This is a genomic window from Syntrophotalea acetylenivorans, from assembly GCF_001887775.1.
GTDB classification, from domain to species: Bacteria; Desulfobacterota; Desulfuromonadia; order Desulfuromonadales; family Syntrophotaleaceae; genus Syntrophotalea_A; species Syntrophotalea_A acetylenivorans.
This window is the reverse complement of record NZ_CP015519.1, coordinates 2,697,369-2,713,116: the sequence shown is the minus strand read 5'-3', so window position 1 is coordinate 2,713,116 and position 15,748 is coordinate 2,697,369. Positions and strand designations below refer to the sequence as shown.

Below are 15,748 nucleotides of genomic sequence, written 5' to 3'. Positions count from 1 at the left end.
ACAATGAAATCCTATATAAAAGCACCGATCATTCCCTCTTAGCTCAGTTGGTAGAGCATCTGACTGTTAATCAGATTGTCGCTGGTTCGAGCCCAGCAGAGGGAGCCATATTAAAAGGCCTCACGAGAAATCGTGAGGCCTTTTTGTGTTATCACGGTGTCAACATCTTATCGCCTGGCTGAGCTTCCTCGAAAAAGTATCGAAGCGAGATTCAGCGCCAGCGCCGATGAAGCCAGAGCCACTGCGTCTCATCTTTACGTATGGCCTCTTCGATAATCGAGGTCAGCAGAGCAGTATTCTCTTCTACTGAAGATTCAGGCTCATCTTGTAGAAAGAACATCGGCTGGATTTCGACATCGTAATTATCATCGGCGGTACGATAGGAAAAAACCGGTACCACCGGAATCTGGTACTTCATCGCCAGACGGCTGATAATTGGGGTGGTCATGGCCGGGCGATTGAAGAACGGTACCGCCACCCCTTCTCTGGAGCTGCGGTGCTGATCGATTAATACGGCCACCCCCCTTTTCTCATTCAGAGATTTGAGGACTTTTCGCGCTCCGCTCTTGCTGTCGATACAACGCCCGCCAGCCGACTCCCGCAGCCGGGTAATAAATCGGTCAGCCAGGGGGTTTTTCATCCTCTTGCCCACAAAATCGAAGGGAAAACCGAGCATGGGGAATAAAAAGGTACCGACTTCCCAGAAGCCGACGTGGCCGCTCAACACAATCACGCCGCGATTGCAGTCATAAGCCTGCTGAAGATTCTCCAGCCCCTTGACATGAAAGATATCTCCAAGATCCGTTTTGCGAAAAAGGTCGAGACGCAGCATCTCCATGACGCTTTTGCCGATGTGAACGAACATGGCGTTAATCCGCTGCCGAAGTTCGGCCTCGCTCAATTCGGGAAAGGCCTTGGCCATATTGTTGGTGGCGATTCGACGTTTGCTGGACATGAACCGGCCCAGTAGCCGGCCGAACCCTGCACCAAGCCAGAGGGCGGCCTTGCGGGGCAGATGCCGGACAAGGACGTAGAGGGGCAAAAACAGGGCGTTTTCAAAGATATTTTTAAAGGTGCGCTTTTTTTTCATCTATCAACCTACCTCAGAATGTTTTATTCGAAAGCTTCACGGGACATTGCTGCGTCACTGCAACGCATGTTGCGAATTATTTTTACTGCTGTCAACAAGAAGAGTTCGCAGAAGGCAAGCCAACCCCTTCAGGATCCTGTAACAAGCCGCCGGGCCTTATTTTTTTGCCATCAAAATTTTAACCTTTCCGCCTTGCCCGCAACGACTGGTCCGTGGCAGAATCCATCCCATGAATAACAAACCCTACAATCTCTTTTCCAGCCACCTGAAACAATGCTTCGGCGGGCGCGTGCATAAAATCTCGGTCGATGCGGGTTTTTCCTGCCCCAATCGCGGCGCTACCCGCGACCAGCCCGGTTGCCTGTTCTGCGATCCCTCCGGTTCCGGATCGGCAGGGATCGAACCAGCCCTTTCGGTGGCCGAACAAATCCAGGCGGGCAAAGAAGTCATGGTCCGCAAATATAAAGCTGAGCACTTTCTGGCTTACTTTCAACCCTTTTCCAACACCTTTGCCCCCGTCGACCGGTTACGCAGTCTCTACGATGAAGCTCTGGGCGTCGAAGGAGTGGTCGGCCTGGCAGTCGGTACCCGGCCCGATTGTTTGCCACCCGAAGTTCTTGACCTGCTTGCCGAATACCACCGGCGCAGCTATTTTTGGTTGGAGTTGGGACTGCAGAGCATTCATGACCAGACCCTGAATCGCTTGAGACGGGGACACGACTATGACACTTTCGTTAAGACTTACCACCAGGCGAAGCGAAGAGGACTGCGCGTTTGCGTTCATCTTATCCTGGGTCTGCCCGGTGAAAATCGGGAGCAGATTTTGGCCAGCGCCGAGGAGATGGCGCGACTGGGCGTCGACGGCATCAAACTGCATCTGCTGCACGTACTGGAAGGAACAGGACTGGGCGATCTCTATCGGCAGGGAGAAATGGAGATCTTATCGCAGGAAGACTATGTGTCTCTGGTAGTCGATATGGTGGAACGGCTTTCACCCCAAACCCTTATTCACCGTTTGACTGGCGACGGACCCCGTGACCGATTGCTGGCTCCCCTTTGGTCTCTGAACAAGTGGCAGGTCCTCAACGCCATCGATGCCGAATTCAAACACCGGGGCACGAAGCAGGGCAGCCGCTTTGACGGCTGACGGCTCGGAGCTAGTTCAAGGAGAAATAAGAATAATGGCTTCGTAAAAAAACGAAGGATGCTAAGCAAAAATCTTGTCCTACAAGGCTTGGTGTTTTTTCAGGGGCGAAGGCATATATCAGGTATGTCGAGGTCCTGAAAAAACACCGTAACGCCGTAGGACGGACTTTTTGCGACGCCATCACGAATGCTGAAAATCAGGAAATTGAAACAGGAACACCCTTCCGCACGCCAAGACAGGTCGCAGAGAACGCTCAGAAGCCGTGCTGCTCGAAGGCAACAGCATTGACTTGAGATGGTGGATTTTCGGCGCCGCTCCAAGAGATCAGCAGCAACGAAGCCCAAACGAGACTGAGAATAATGACCGTAGCTTTAAACATGCCGGCAACATACAGAAATAACAGGAGAAAATCAAGAGGCAAAAACTGCAGAAACAAGTTCGCAAGTCCGCAAAACCAACTGTGCTAATACGCACTTTCCCCGCTTTTTGACCCACATGAAAGCTTTATTTCCTCTCAACCCCTAAATAAATGTCATTTTTAGCTGGACAAAGCGCACTTGTTAACATAACTTTAATCTTAATTTTTACCAATTATTGTACTCCTATCTTTTTTTTGTAGAGCAAAGCGCTCTGACAGGAGGCAAACATGGCCTGGCTCAAATACTGGATGAGACGCAAAGAACGGAAAGAGATCCTAGCCAGACTGCAACGCTATACTCAGCAGCTTTAACCGCCATCCAAGATCCTCTTTCACTACCCGGACTGCCGTCGGCAGCACTGCTCACCTTGCCCTTTTTCCAAGGACCGTGGTAAGATTCCGCTATATGAATCGACCATAGAAGCCGGCTCCTTTATAGCCGGTTTTATGTTTAGCAATCCTATGAGTTTTTGCGAATGCATCAACTTTCTCCCCTTTTGAACTACATTCTATGCCTCTTTCCAATCTAAATGAGCAACAACGGGCCGCCGTATGCCACGTCGACGGACCGTTGCTGTTGCTGGCGGGCGCAGGATCCGGAAAAACCCGGGTTATCACCTGTCGTATCGCGCATCTGTTGTGTACCCTGAAGGTGCCGGCCGAACAGGTCATGGCTGTGACCTTTACCAATAAAGCAGCGCGCGAGATGAAGCAGCGCACCGAAGAGATGGTCGGGCGCAAACGCTGCAAAGGCATGGTGGTCTCTACCTTTCACGCCCTGTGCATGCGTATTCTTAAAGAGGACATTGACCAACTCGGTTACAAAAAGAATTTCTCAATCTACGGCACCGCCGACCAGACCCGGCTGATCCGCGACATCTGCTCCGGCCTGCACCAGGGTGACCAGAAGATCGATGCCGACCGGATTTTGTGGCTGATCTCCGATGCCAAGAACGGCCTTCAGCCGCCGGAGGCCTTTCGACCACGCTTCGACGACGAATACGGGCGCCTGGCCGCCGAGGTTTACCCCCGCTACCAACGCGCCCTCAAAGCCTTTAACGCGGTCGACTTCGATGACCTGATCATGCTTACCGTGCGCCTGCTACAGGAACGGCCAGCCGTGCTGGATAAATATCAACAGCGCTTTCGCTATCTGATGGTTGACGAATACCAGGACACCAACGCCGCTCAGTACCAGCTGCTGCGCCTATTGTCTGCTTCCCACAGCAACCTGTGCGTGGTAGGTGACGATGACCAGTCCATCTACGGCTGGCGAGGGGCCGACCTTGGCAACATCCTCGATTTCGAAAAGGATTTTCCCGGGACCAGCTTGATCAAGCTGGAACAGAACTATCGTTCCACGGGTAATATTCTGTCAGCGGCTAACGCCCTCATACTCCATAACCAGAAGCGCAAGGACAAAGCCCTGTGGACCGCCGGCGGTCCCGGCAAACCCATTCACTGCATCTGCTGCGACGACGGTGAAGACGAGGCCCGCATGGTGGTGGAAAGCATTCAGGCCGAGCGCTACGCTGATGAATGCCGCTACAGCGACTTCGCCGTACTGTTTCGGACCAATGCCCAGTCGCGAGCTTTTGAAGAGCAGCTGCGGTACGACAACATCCCCTATGTGCTCATCGGGGGCCAACAATTTTTCGACCGCAAGGAGGTCAAGGACGTACTGGCCTATCTCAAGTTTCTGCAGAATCCCCAGGACGAAATCAACCTGTTGCGCATCCTCAACTTTCCCAAGCGGGGCATCGGCACCACCAGCGCCGACCACCTTATTCGCCACTCCCTGGCTGAAAACCGCCCCCTCTGGCAGGTCCTGAAAGACGCGGAAGAAATCACCGAACTGGGAGACAAGGTCCGGGCCGCCATAGTCGACTTTGTACGGCTCATAGAGCGCTTTCGGCGCCGCTTTCAGCTGGGCAAGTTGAGTGATACCGCCCGCGAACTACTAAGCGACCTGGCCCTGGAAGAGGAAATCTACCGAACGGCTGAAGACCCGGAAAAGGGTCGGCGACGGGCCGACAATGTCGCCGAGGTCATCAACGCCATGGCCTCTTACGAAGAACGGGAAGCCACTCCGAGCCTGTCCGGCTTTCTGGAAAAGGTCTCTCTCCTCGACCGCGACGAACCGGGCCGTAACGACAAGGAGAGTAAACTTAAAAAAGATGCGGTCGTACTCATGAGTCTGCATGCCAGCAAGGGTCTGGAATTCCCCCATGTGTTCCTGGTCGGTCTGGAAGACGACCTGCTGCCCCACAAAAAATCGGTCGTTACCGATATTGAAGAAGAGCGACGCCTCTGTTATGTCGGCATCACCCGCGCCCAGCGTACTCTGACCCTGCTCCACGCCGCCAAACGCAAGAAATACGGCCAATTGCAGGTCCGGGTGCCGAGTCCCTTTCTCGAGGAGATTCCCAAGGAACTCCTCAACCGCATCGACAGCGACACTCCCCAACCCCTCGACCCCGATCAACAGGAGCAACGGGCAACCAGCTTTTTCGCCGGCATCCAGCAGATGCTGGCCGATTGAAACCGGCGACTATCTTGCGGTTAGCCGTCCTAACCGCTATAATTATTACCGTATCTGTCAACCTTTTTAAAGATGTGGTGCAAACAGCAAAGGAGCAGACATGAACGACATCCTTAGCACCCTGAAAGAGGACGGTTCCTTCACCACCCTGCTGTCCGCCCTGAAAAAAGCCGGCCTGGAAGAACGACTCAACGAAGCAGGTCCCATCACCTTTTTTGCCCCTAACGATCAAGCCTTCACCCGTATCAATGTCGAAGACCTGGTAAACGACCTCGACAAACTGAAGTCGACCCTGAGCTACCATATTGTCGAGGAGAAAATCGACAGGGCGGGCATCGAGCAGACCGAGAGCATCTACACCCTGAGTGGAAAACAACTGACCGTTCAGCTGGACGTAGGCCAGTATAAGATCGACAATGCTTATCTGGTCGCTACCGACATTGCCTGCAGCAACGGCACAATTCACGTTATCGACAATGTATTTCTTCCTAAATTTTCCGGTTGGTATTGCGCCTGTTGTTGACCCGCCTGCCCCTTCTCCCGAACTTGAGCCGCGCCTTCGGGCGCGGTTTTTATGTTTCCGGCCTCCAAAACAAAAGGAGCCCTACCCTCTTCCCAGACAAGGAAAAATCCGTTATCCTTGATACCATTGGCCGGGCCGAAAAACGTCCTTCACATTTTCGTGCCGGCAACTCTCGGAGGGGAAAGCAATGAAAGGTCTTTTAGTGCGCTGGTTGATGTTGACGGTGGCCATCATGGCAGCCGCCTATCTGTTACCCGGCATCCAGGTCAGTGGCGTTTTTTCGGCCTTTTTTGCGGCCGCCATTCTCGGCATTCTCAACGCCCTGCTTCGGCCGCTACTGCTGTTGCTAACCCTGCCCCTCAACATTCTCACCCTCGGCCTGTTCACTTTCGTTATCAACGCCCTGATGTTGATGATGGTCTCCGGGGTCATCTCCGGCTTTCATATTGCCGGGTTCTGGTCGGCGATCTTCGGTTCACTGGTCATAGGCATCGTCAGCTGGCTGCTGACCTCCATGATCAACGATCAAGGAAAGATGGAGGTCATCACCCTTCAGCAAAAACGAGGGCGCTGGGAATAAACTTTCTATTTATTTTGTTTTGAATTTTCGGAGGAATCGATGTTACGCAAATTGAGCTTGGCCTATGTCAGCGGCACGGTTGCCGCCCTGGTTGCCTGCGTGGTTTTCTGGTTGCTAGGGAGAGATGGTGTCACGGCCTGGATGGGAGTTGCCCTGGGGCCCCGTCTTACCACCGGCTGGCTTTACGCCCGCCTCATGTTCGGCGGCCTCTGCGGGCTGCTGTTGGCCCTGCCGATGCTGCCCAACCAAGTACCGATGCGAGGCATCCTGATCAGCCTGGCACCGACCGCATACGCTCTGCTGGTGTTCTTCCCCAACCAGGGCAAGGGCCTGTTCGGGTTCGGTTACGGGGCTCTGACACCTGTATTGATTGGCGGCCTGTGCCTGCTCTGGGGACTGCTTGCTTCCGGTTGGTATCGTCTGGTGCGAGGCTGACCGACTTTTCCCCTGACACTTCGGCTATCCACCCACCTTTGCTCTGGAGGACCACCCTTGAAACATTATGCGCTTACTATTTTACTGCTTCTCATCGTCGTTGCCGCCGGCGGCTATTTTCTGCTTCGGGACAGTCAGGCACCCAGCCTGATTCTGACTCCCGACAGCGGCCCCATATCGGCTAAGCGCCCGCCGATCTTGACCCTGGAGGATGACGGGGCAGGCCTGAAAAACGTTTTGGTTACCATCACTCAGGGTGAAAAGACCGTTGAGATCCTGCGTTCCGACTTTCCCCGGGGCACCGCCAGCCAACTTCTTGACCTGAGCCTGAAAGACATCAAGCTCAACAACAGCCCGCTATCTATCCAGGTGACCGCTACCGATCAGGCTCTTCTTGCCAACAGCGTCAGCCAAAGCTTTAGCTTCGATTTCGATTCCCGACCGCCGATCGTATCGGTATTGAGCCGTGCTCACAATATCAACCAGAGCGGAGCCGGCCTGGTGCTGTACAAAGTCTCCGAAAATGTGGAACGTAGCGGTGTGCAGGTCGGCGAGCACTTTTTCCCAGGCTACCTGCAGGATGAAGGTTTTTACGCTTGCCTGTTCGCCTTCCCTTTCAACATGGCCCAGGCCGATTTTCTGCCACGGGTGATCGCCGTCGACGCAGCCGGCAACGAACGTAAAGCTGGGTTTTACTATCACACCAACCCCCGGCCGCCCAAGCGGGATCAAATCAACCTGAGTCAAGGTTTTCTCGACAGCAAGATGCCCGAGTTCCAGGACCTCTACCCCGATGCCGACAACATGCTCGACATCTTTTTGCGCGTCAATCGCGAGTTGCGGGTACAGAACCGAGCCAAGCTAAAAGAGCTGGGCAGTTTGACCGTCACCAGCCCCACCTGGCAAGGAGCCTTCCTGCGTCTGCCTAACGCCGCCAACCGAGCCGGGTTCAATGAGGTGCGCTCCTATATGTACGGCGGAAACAAGGTCGATCAGCAGACTCACCTCGGTCACGACCTCGCTTCCCTGGCCAATTCGCCGGTCCCGGCAGCCAACAGCGGCAAAGTGGTCTTCGCCGATTACCTCGGCATCTACGGTAATTGCGTCATTATCGACCACGGAATTGGCCTGCAGACCCTCTATTCTCACCTCAGTACCATCAGTGTGAGTACCGGCGACCAGGTTGATAAAGGCACCATCCTCGGCCGCACCGGTGCAACCGGCATGGCCGGCGGCGACCACCTGCATTACGCTGTGACCATCGGCGGCATCCCGGTCAATCCCCTGGAATGGTGGGACCCCAACTGGATCAAGCACAACTTCACCGATAAATGGCAAGCCGCCCTGGCTCCGCCACCGGCAGCTTATTGATCATCCGCCATCCGGTATGCTTTACCGGCACATCATACTTAAAACAAAAGCTGCTGGCCCGATCGGGCCAGCAGCTTTTTATTTCCTGGATTCAATTCGTGAGTGCAACTTACGCAGAGCCTGTTCTTTCATGAATCTATCCGCGAGACAGAGAACTGCTAACAGTGTAGCAAAAGTTCATGTTGAGTCACGATGCCCCGGCAAGGGAAAAGCTTAGAAAACACTGACGCTTCATCAACTTTTCGGACGGCAACGCTCGATAAGTTCTACGGCCTGTTCAGGCAGTTTCAGGATTTTACCGTTCAGGGAGGTAAACAGCAGGGTCTGCCAGTGGGTGGCGATCTGCTTGCCGTCCGAGTTCCGGCGCAGATCGAAGTACATGTGGTGGGTGGTTTTCCGGTCCGTAAAATCGAGATGGACCTGGATGGCTATCTCTTCCTTCAGCCTGGCCGGGGCGAAATACTTCGTGTCCATATCGACTACGGAAATAAGGTGCTTTTCCGGAAACCCTTCGACATACCTGAAGGCAAACAACTCTCTGGCCTCGGCGCACCATTGCAGATAATTCAGGTAGTAAACGACCCCGAACATGTCCGTATCGTTGATGGTGACGATCCTGTTGTGGACGAAGGGTTCCATATCCCGCTCAACTCTTCTTCAACGGCCTGCAAATTCAGCTGAAGAGACTGCCCAATATTGAAAGCGAGGAAGGCAGAGACACTCAGACAAGAACCGCCCAATGGGGCCAGGCACTGTTCGGACAGCATTTCAAGCTGGGGTCATCTTTACCTGCCCCTGCTTTCCTCCCTGGAAGAAACCAACAATAAGAAATTGCCAATCTAGCCCAGAGTGTACAGCGGGTCAAGGATTAGATTTTCAGGAGTTGCAGCTCGGGAACTAAACAATCCGTACCGGCGCATAGCCTCCACCGGGGGTGCGCATATTGGTGACCTGGCCCTGGTAGAGACGGGCCGCGACGCCAAGCAGGCGGTTGCGATAGGCGAACAGGCGAAAGTCGGCTTTCATAACTTCGCCGTTCTCGGCGGTTACTTCGGAGGGAGGCACCAACTGCTGGACCAATGTCTCGTCCGGCGTCAGCTCGTCGAAACGCTTGCGGGAGATCTTACGGCCCAACAGCACACCGCGACTGCCGAAGCGAGTCACCGGCTTGAAGGCCAACTGCTTACGCTGCTGCCAGGCCTGCTCCACATCCACGTCAGCCAGCAGGCGGCTTTGCGGCACAGTTCGCAACAACAGATCGACGCCCCGATCACTCAATCCAAGTTCAGCCAGAAAGGCCGGATCGGACCAAAGGATCATGCGCCGCTTGTCGGCCAGCAGACCGTAGACGAAGGGGTTGGGGGTGAGGCAGACCTTTTGGGCCAGGTAGGCAGCGCGCAAACCGGACATAGCCTCGCTATCGAGATAGAAATCGCAGTGGCGATTGTAGACCAGATCGACGGTCTGGCCCTGAAGCAGCACGCCGTTTTCATCGGCCTGCAACGCAGAGGGATCGACCACCTGGGCGTCGATGCCCTGCTGTTGCAGCAAGTCGGCGTAGGTCAGCATCTCGTGATAGAGAAACTGTTCCGATGGCGTCTCGTCGATAATGGCTACCCGCTTTAAGCCAGAGCGGCCATGGCGGGCCAATTCTTCGCCGAAGGAGACAAGAAATCCTCGTTGCAGGCGGTCCAGGTCGGTAGAGCCCTCACCCTTAAAGCCGTATTGGGCCTGATAGGCCAGCAATCCGCCCCCGGCATTAGTGTTGACTTCGATGAGACGCGGACCCTCCTCGGTGAGATGAAAATCGTAACCCATCATCACCGCATCGTGCCCGGGATCGAAGCGCGCCACCGACGGCAGCTGGGGCAGGACCCGTTCTCGATAGGCGGGTAGATGGCCGAGGGCGTAGAGGGCGCGCATCAGGCGCACCATTTCCCTAAGGGCCGGGCGCGGCAGTTCAACGGTGGTCGAACTGATGACCTGTTGATATGGAGTCATCGACGCTCCTTAATACTGCAGGCCAGACCGTTCGTCGCACGTGCCATACGTTCCAGACCTTGTTCGAGCACAGAGCGCGGGCAGCCGAAATTTAGACGTAGAAAACCGGGCGCACCAAATTCAGCGCCATCGGAGAGGCCGACGCCGGCCTCCTCGAAGAATTTTGCCGGTTCTGAGAGACCGGTGTTACGAGCGTCGACCCAGGTCAGATAGGTCGCTTCACCGCAGGTGGCCTGCAAGCCGGACATGGTCCCCAGGGCGTCCATCACCAGCGCCCGGTTGTCACGTAGGTAATCGAGCAATGCCGCGCGCCAATCACCGCTGTCACGGTAGGCGGCAAGGGCACCGACATAGCCGAACAGATTAACGTAAGGCACGATGCCGGCCATGGCCCGCTGAAAACGGCGGCGCAGGCTTGCGTCGGTGATGATGGCAAAGGCACAGTTGAGACCGGGCAGATTGAAGGTTTTGCTCGGAGCCATGAGGGTGATGGTGCGAGCGGCTATCCCGGCGTCGAGGGAGGCCGTGGGCAAATGTTCACAGTCCGGTTCAAGCACCAGGTCGCCGTGGATTTCGTCGGAGCAGAGAATCAGATCGTGGCGCTGGCAGAACTCGGCCAGTTGTCCGAGTTCCTGCTTGTTAAAGACCCGTCCGGTTGGATTTTGAGGGCTACAGAGCAACAACAGGCGACTTGCCGGAGTAATGGCGGCCTCCATCGCTTCGAAATCGATCAGCCACCGGGTTCCTTCCTGCATCATCGGCACCGTTACCAGTTTGCGACCCGACAATTTCGGTGCGGACAGAAAGGGTGGATAAATAGGCGTCATGGACAGTACTTCACTACCCTCTTCTCCCACCGCCCGGCAGGCAACGTTCAACCCCACCACCAGACCCGGCAACCAGACCAGCGACTCGGCTTGTACCCTCCAGCGATGGCGCTGCCAAAGCCGCTCGAGAATCACCTCGACCAGCTCTTCGGGGGCATGGGTATAGCCGAACACGCCATGCTCGACCCGCTGCTGCAAGGCGGCGAGAACCGCCGGAGGAGCGGCAAAATCCATATCCGCCACCCATAGGGGCAGCACGTCGCGCCCGGCATAGCGATCCCACTTGAGGGAACCGCTACCGCTGCGATCAACGATTCGGTCGAAATCAAACATTACTCTCATCCTTGGGGGACTGACCGTAGGTAGCGAACTTGTCCAACACCCGATCCATTTCCTCCCCGGGCAAGATTACCGGGTTGCCCACCGACTTGGTCTGATAGTAAATCCGCGCCACCAATTCGATCTCCTCGGCCGTATTAAAAGCGCGGCTGAGATCGGCGCCGACAGCCACCAGCCCATGGTTCGCCAGCAACACGGCATTGTAATCGCCGATAGCGGTCGCCACATTGTGAGCCAGCTCCGGGGTGCCGAAGGTGGCGTAAGGAGCCAGGGGCACCTTGTGACCGGAAAAACCCACCAGATAGTGCACCGCTGGAATTTCCCAGCCCAGACAAGCGATGGTAGTGGCATACACCGAATGGGTATGAAGAACGGCGTTCACATCGGGGCGCTGACGATAAAGGGCGAGGTGAAAACCGAGCTCGCTGGAGGGGGTATATTGGCCCTCGATGACCTGCCCGTCGAGATCGGTGATAACCACGTCCTCCGGCTGCAGGTCGAAATACTCGATGCCGCTAGGGCTGATGGCGACTCTACCGCTGGCACGATCGAAAATACTCAAATTACCGCCCGCCCCGGTGGTCAGCTGCGAGGTGATCATTTTCTGACCGAACTTGACGATGGCTTCCCGTTGTTCCTGCAGTAGCATGGTGTATTTCCCCTGAACTTAATGCTTATCGAAAATCATGAATCAATCTATTCCCGCTTCCGGCCAAAGCTAGCGCAGTCGTACTACGTAGGCCCCTGAAACCGCACTCGCTCTTCGCCGTCTTGAAATACAGTCACCGCCAGTTCCAGCCGGCTCTTGCCGGTTTGCTTCAGCGTTTGCCAAAAACCTGTCAGTTCAACCTCTTTGGGCAACTGACATAAGGCGTAAAAATCGCCATCGATTGGCCGCCGGTAACTGATCTCGCTGCGATAGACCGCCACTTCCGCCGCTCCGCAGCGCTCCTCTACCGCCAGAGTAATAAGCGCCCAACCGGCAAAAGTCGCCAGACTTGCGATGCTGCCGGCGAAACCAGTACCTTTATCGTTGCGGTTGGGCTTCAGCGGCGCGTCCATCCGAAGGGCAGAACCGTCCCAAGAACTGATCTCCAGCCCCATATGATCGGTCAAGGGAATCTGCCGGATAAATCGCTCGTTGAGTTCCCTGAGCGCTTGTTGGTACATGACGGCTCCTGCGGGTAAGGGCCCTTTAGGGAAAAAAAAGGATTGATCCGTTTCGATCAACCCTAATGCCAGGTGGCCAGGAAACTGACCTGACGGCAACACTGAGTCACAAAAACACCTTTATGCGGTTTTTTGCATGGATCCGATTGTCCTTTTTTTGCCCCGAACCTGTCAAGAGCTATCTCCATCTCTCAAAAAACCCGCCTGCTCCGCAGCAGCGAAAGCACTTTGTCTTTTCAGTGGGTTACCGGCACAGGCTTTAGCTTTTATGATTCTCATTCAAACACCTTGTGCTATACTGAGCTTCATCGTTCAGTGATCGTCATAGAGGGCTCAACCTTTCGTCAAGACGCTCCCCGGAGATGTCCATAATGAAGTTTTTAACCGCTAAAACACTCCTGTTGAGTATAACTCTGCTCTGCTCATTGGCTGGCGCAGCCAATGCTCAAACGGGCACTCCCATGCAGGTTTTCACCAGTGTCCTACCCTTGAAATACTTTGTCGAGAGGGTCGGCGGCCAGCGAGTTGCCGTGCAGGTCATGGTCGGCCCCGGCCGCAGCCCGGCCACTTACGAACCGAAGCCGAAACAGATGACGGCCCTTTCCCAAGCTCAGCTCTACTATCGCATCGGTGTACCCTTTGAGAAGGTTTGGATGAAACGGGTGGCCACCCTCAATCCGGCCATGGAAATTATCGATCTGCGCCAGGGACTGGAGCTGCGGTCGCTAGAACACCACCATCATCACCACACCGAAGAAGATCAACACGAAATAGAGCGAAAAGCCCCGGCGAAAGAGGAGGAGAAGGATCCTCACCTCTGGACCGATCCGAACCTGGTCAAACAAATGGCCGAGCGCATTCGGGTGACCCTGACCGCCGTCGATCCGGCCGGCGCTGAAGATTACCAGGCCGGTGCCGATTCTTTTACCCGCGATCTTGACAATCTCGACCGTACCATTCGCCGGCAACTGATGAATCTGAAGAAACGAAGCTTTTTGGTTTTTCATCCATCCTGGGGTTATTTCGCCGCAGCCTATGATCTGCAGCAGGTCGCCGTCGAAGCCTCGGGCAAGGAACCCGGCCCCCGCGCCTTGGCCGACATCATCCAGCAGGCTAAAGACAACCATATTTCCGTAATATTCGTGCAACAGCAGTTCAGCCGCACTACTGCCGCGACCATCGCCCGGGCTATCGACGGCCGCGTCGTGGCTATCGATCCCCTGGCCGAGGATTACCTTGCCAACATGCGGCGAACGGCCGAAGCCTTCGCCCGCTCTCTGGAAATTTCTCTATGAGCGAACCGATCATCATCCTCGACGGCGTTTATTTTCGCTATAACGAATTGTCGGTATTGGAAGACATCTGTCTGACCATCCGGGATAAAGACTTTCTCGGCATAGTCGGTCCCAACGGCAGCGGTAAGAGCACCCTGCTGAAGTTGATTCTCGGCCTCTTGGCCCCGCAGAAGGGAACCATCGAGATTTTCGGCAGCAGCCCTGCAGAGGCACGGCTGAAGATCGGCTATGTACCCCAGTTTGCCACTTTTGACCGTAACTTTCCGATCAGCGTATTGAATACGGTATTGCAGGGTCGACTCGGCAAGACCCGGACATTGTTCGGCTACACTCGCCAGGACCGGGAAGCCGCCCGGCAGGCTCTGGCCGAGGTGGAAATCCTCGACCTGGAACAACGGCCTCTGACGGCCCTGTCCGGCGGTCAATTGCAGCGGGTGCTCATCGCCCGCGCTTTGGCGTGCAATCCAGAGGTGCTGATCCTCGATGAACCGACAGCCCATATCGACCCGAAGGTCGAAGAGGGGGTTTTCGAACTGCTCAAACGCCTCAACGAGCGATTGACCGTCATCGTCGTTTCCCACGACGTCGGATTCATCACCCGCTACATCACCCGGGTCGCCTGCCTCAACCGCCGGTTGGTCTGTCACCCCGCAGCGGAGCTAACCGGCAAAATGATCGAAGAATTGTACGGTGGCCCTCTCAAGGTGGTACAACACGACACCCTGATTCACGGCCACGATTAAGATCTTGGTAAGCCAGGTGATGCACTTGGCTTAAAATTGACTAGTCAAAAGCCGTAAGGCGTAAGGCATAAAAGGTTTAACCCATTACTCCTCACGCATCACATGTTACGGCTTTTCAAAATAAAGTCTTTTTCTCCCACAGGATAACGACCATGGAAGACCTCCTACACGCCCTGGTTTCCCAGACCTTCATGCAAAACGCACTGATCGGTGGCCTGCTGGCCAGTGTCGCATGCGGCATCGCCGGCTCCTACGTGGTGGTCAAGCGCATCGGCTACATGGCCGGCGGCATCGCCCATGCAGTACTCGGCGGCATGGGCCTGGCCTATTTCCTTGGGCGCAACCCGGTGGCCGGTGCCATCATCACGGCCCTCTTGGCAGCCCTGGTTATCGGTATCGTCGGTATCTACTGGCAAAAACAGGAAGACACGGCTATCAGTGCCCTGTGGGCAGTAGGCATGGCCGCCGGGGTATTGTTCATCTCGGCTACCCCCGGTTACAACGTCGACTTGATGAGTTATCTGTTCGGCAACATCCTGATGATTCCCCGGCACAACCTCTACCTGATCTTCTGGCTCGACCTCGGCATCGTACTGTTTGTGCTTCTCTTCTACAAACAGTTGCTGGCGGTCTCCTTCGATGAAGAGTTCGCTGAACTGCGCCAGGTTCCGGTCAAGCTCTTTTCCCTGTTGCTGCTCTGCCTGGTGGCCCTGACGGTAGTCATCCTGATTCAGGTGGTCGGCCTGATCATGGTCATCGCCCTGCTTGCCCTGCCGGCGGCCATCGCAGGTCAGTTTGTCAAAGCCTTGGGGAAAATGATGATCGTGGCCATGATTCTCGGACTCCTCTTCACCAGCGGCGGCCTGGCCGTCTCCTACCAGTACGATCTGCCGTCAGGGGCCGTAACGGTGCTGCTCACCGGGCTTGCTTACCTGCTGGCCACCGTCGGTAAGGCCGCATGGCACCAATGGCAGTTGCGGCGCAGGGCGGCCTGAGTCGATCCCCCAATAGTTTCTGGATATGAAAAAGCCCCGCTTCTGGCAGGGCTTTTTACGTCAGGTAGAGTCTTGATCTGCTAAAAACTGATCAAAGGCAGATATTAACCGCGAAAGACACGAAGACGGCTGAAGGCGGTCTCACACCACAACGCAAAAAACGTGACGTGAAAACACAATAGGACATGCATACATTAGGTAATTTCGATTTTGATTTCGTGGCGTGGTCGCGACGTTGTGTGAGGCTATGTATCTAAGGGTTTTCCTTGCGC

16 protein-coding genes and 1 tRNA gene are annotated in these 15,748 nt (G+C 55.3%); 10 read left to right on the top strand and 7 right to left on the bottom strand.

Features of this window, described 5'->3' with window-relative positions; translation table 11 throughout:
• Positions 1 to 32: 32 nt before the first annotated feature.
• A tRNA-Asn gene (locus A7E78_RS12435) sits at positions 33 to 108 on the top strand.
• A gap of 103 nt (positions 109 to 211) precedes the next feature.
• On the opposite strand, the gene A7E78_RS12430 is transcribed toward A7E78_RS12435, so the two are convergent.
• Positions 212 to 1,090, bottom strand: coding sequence for a lysophospholipid acyltransferase family protein (locus A7E78_RS12430; RefSeq protein WP_072284581.1), 879 nt, complete (start codon positions 1,088 to 1,090; stop codon positions 212 to 214).
• A gap of 229 nt (positions 1,091 to 1,319) precedes the next feature.
• Between A7E78_RS12430 and mnmL the strand changes: the two genes are divergently transcribed.
• Positions 1,320 to 2,237, top strand: a complete 918-nt coding sequence (gene mnmL / locus A7E78_RS12425; protein WP_072284580.1) for a tRNA modification radical SAM protein MnmL/YtqA — start codon at positions 1,320 to 1,322, stop codon at positions 2,235 to 2,237.
• A 253-nt stretch (positions 2,238 to 2,490) separates the two neighbouring features.
• Here the strand turns inward: mnmL and A7E78_RS12420 are convergent, their stop codons facing one another.
• Positions 2,491 to 2,673: a hypothetical protein gene (locus A7E78_RS12420; protein WP_072284579.1), complete on the bottom strand. Its 183-nt coding sequence runs from the start codon at positions 2,671 to 2,673 to the stop codon at positions 2,491 to 2,493.
• A 493-nt stretch (positions 2,674 to 3,166) separates the two neighbouring features.
• Here A7E78_RS12420 and A7E78_RS12415 point away from each other — a divergent pair, with 493 nt between their 5' ends.
• The 5 genes from A7E78_RS12415 (at position 3,167) to A7E78_RS12395 (ending at position 8,106) form a co-directional block, all read left to right on the top strand.
• Positions 3,167 to 5,197 carry an ATP-dependent helicase gene (locus A7E78_RS12415; RefSeq protein ID WP_072284578.1) on the top strand — a complete coding sequence of 677 codons (2,031 nt, stop codon included), beginning with the start codon at positions 3,167 to 3,169 and terminating at the stop codon, positions 5,195 to 5,197.
• A gap of 100 nt (positions 5,198 to 5,297) precedes the next feature.
• On the top strand, positions 5,298 to 5,720 hold the full coding sequence (locus tag A7E78_RS12410) for a fasciclin domain-containing protein (RefSeq protein ID WP_072284577.1): 423 nt from the start codon (positions 5,298 to 5,300) through the stop codon (positions 5,718 to 5,720).
• 187 nt (positions 5,721 to 5,907) lie between these two features.
• Positions 5,908 to 6,300 (top strand): phage holin family protein, encoded by a 393-nt coding sequence (locus A7E78_RS12405; RefSeq protein ID WP_072284576.1) that lies wholly within the window; start codon positions 5,908 to 5,910, stop codon positions 6,298 to 6,300.
• Between the two features lie 39 nt (positions 6,301 to 6,339).
• On the top strand, positions 6,340 to 6,735 hold the full coding sequence (locus tag A7E78_RS12400; RefSeq protein WP_072284575.1) for a hypothetical protein: 396 nt from the start codon (positions 6,340 to 6,342) through the stop codon (positions 6,733 to 6,735).
• 57 nt (positions 6,736 to 6,792) lie between these two features.
• On the top strand, positions 6,793 to 8,106 hold the full coding sequence (locus A7E78_RS12395) for a M23 family metallopeptidase (protein WP_072284574.1): 1,314 nt from the start codon (positions 6,793 to 6,795) through the stop codon (positions 8,104 to 8,106).
• Between the two features lie 234 nt (positions 8,107 to 8,340).
• On the opposite strand, the gene A7E78_RS12390 is transcribed toward A7E78_RS12395, so the two are convergent.
• The 5 genes from A7E78_RS12390 to A7E78_RS12370 form a co-directional block, all read right to left on the bottom strand.
• Positions 8,341 to 8,745 (bottom strand): acyl-CoA thioesterase, encoded by a 405-nt coding sequence (locus tag A7E78_RS12390; RefSeq protein WP_072284573.1) that lies wholly within the window; start codon positions 8,743 to 8,745, stop codon positions 8,341 to 8,343.
• A gap of 258 nt (positions 8,746 to 9,003) precedes the next feature.
• Positions 9,004 to 10,107: a hypothetical protein gene (locus tag A7E78_RS12385; RefSeq protein ID WP_072284572.1), complete on the bottom strand. Its 1,104-nt coding sequence runs from the start codon at positions 10,105 to 10,107 to the stop codon at positions 9,004 to 9,006.
• Entirely contained in the window at positions 10,104 to 11,267 is a 1,164-nt protein-coding gene (locus A7E78_RS12380) for a MalY/PatB family protein (protein WP_083553086.1), read from the bottom strand. Before A7E78_RS12380 ends, A7E78_RS12385 begins: the two co-directional genes overlap by 4 nt.
• Positions 11,260 to 11,922 (bottom strand): L-fuculose-phosphate aldolase, encoded by a 663-nt coding sequence (locus A7E78_RS12375; protein WP_072284570.1) that lies wholly within the window; start codon positions 11,920 to 11,922, stop codon positions 11,260 to 11,262. Before A7E78_RS12375 ends, A7E78_RS12380 begins: the two co-directional genes overlap by 8 nt.
• Before the next feature lie 83 nt (positions 11,923 to 12,005).
• On the bottom strand, positions 12,006 to 12,443 hold the full coding sequence (locus A7E78_RS12370; protein ID WP_072284569.1) for a YiiD C-terminal domain-containing protein: 438 nt from the start codon (positions 12,441 to 12,443) through the stop codon (positions 12,006 to 12,008).
• Between the two features lie 371 nt (positions 12,444 to 12,814).
• Between A7E78_RS12370 and A7E78_RS12365 the strand changes: the two genes are divergently transcribed.
• The 3 genes from A7E78_RS12365 to A7E78_RS12355 all read left to right on the top strand — a co-directional run bounded on the left by A7E78_RS12365 (position 12,815) and on the right by A7E78_RS12355 (position 15,476).
• Positions 12,815 to 13,738 carry a metal ABC transporter solute-binding protein, Zn/Mn family gene (locus A7E78_RS12365; RefSeq protein ID WP_083553084.1) on the top strand — a complete coding sequence of 308 codons (924 nt, stop codon included), beginning with the start codon at positions 12,815 to 12,817 and terminating at the stop codon, positions 13,736 to 13,738.
• Positions 13,735 to 14,481, top strand: a complete 747-nt coding sequence (locus A7E78_RS12360; RefSeq protein ID WP_072284567.1) for a metal ABC transporter ATP-binding protein — start codon at positions 13,735 to 13,737, stop codon at positions 14,479 to 14,481. Before A7E78_RS12365 ends, A7E78_RS12360 begins: the two co-directional genes overlap by 4 nt.
• Before the next feature lie 152 nt (positions 14,482 to 14,633).
• On the top strand, positions 14,634 to 15,476 hold the full coding sequence (locus A7E78_RS12355) for a metal ABC transporter permease (RefSeq protein WP_072284566.1): 843 nt from the start codon (positions 14,634 to 14,636) through the stop codon (positions 15,474 to 15,476).
• The last annotated feature ends 272 nt before the right edge of the window (positions 15,477 to 15,748 follow it).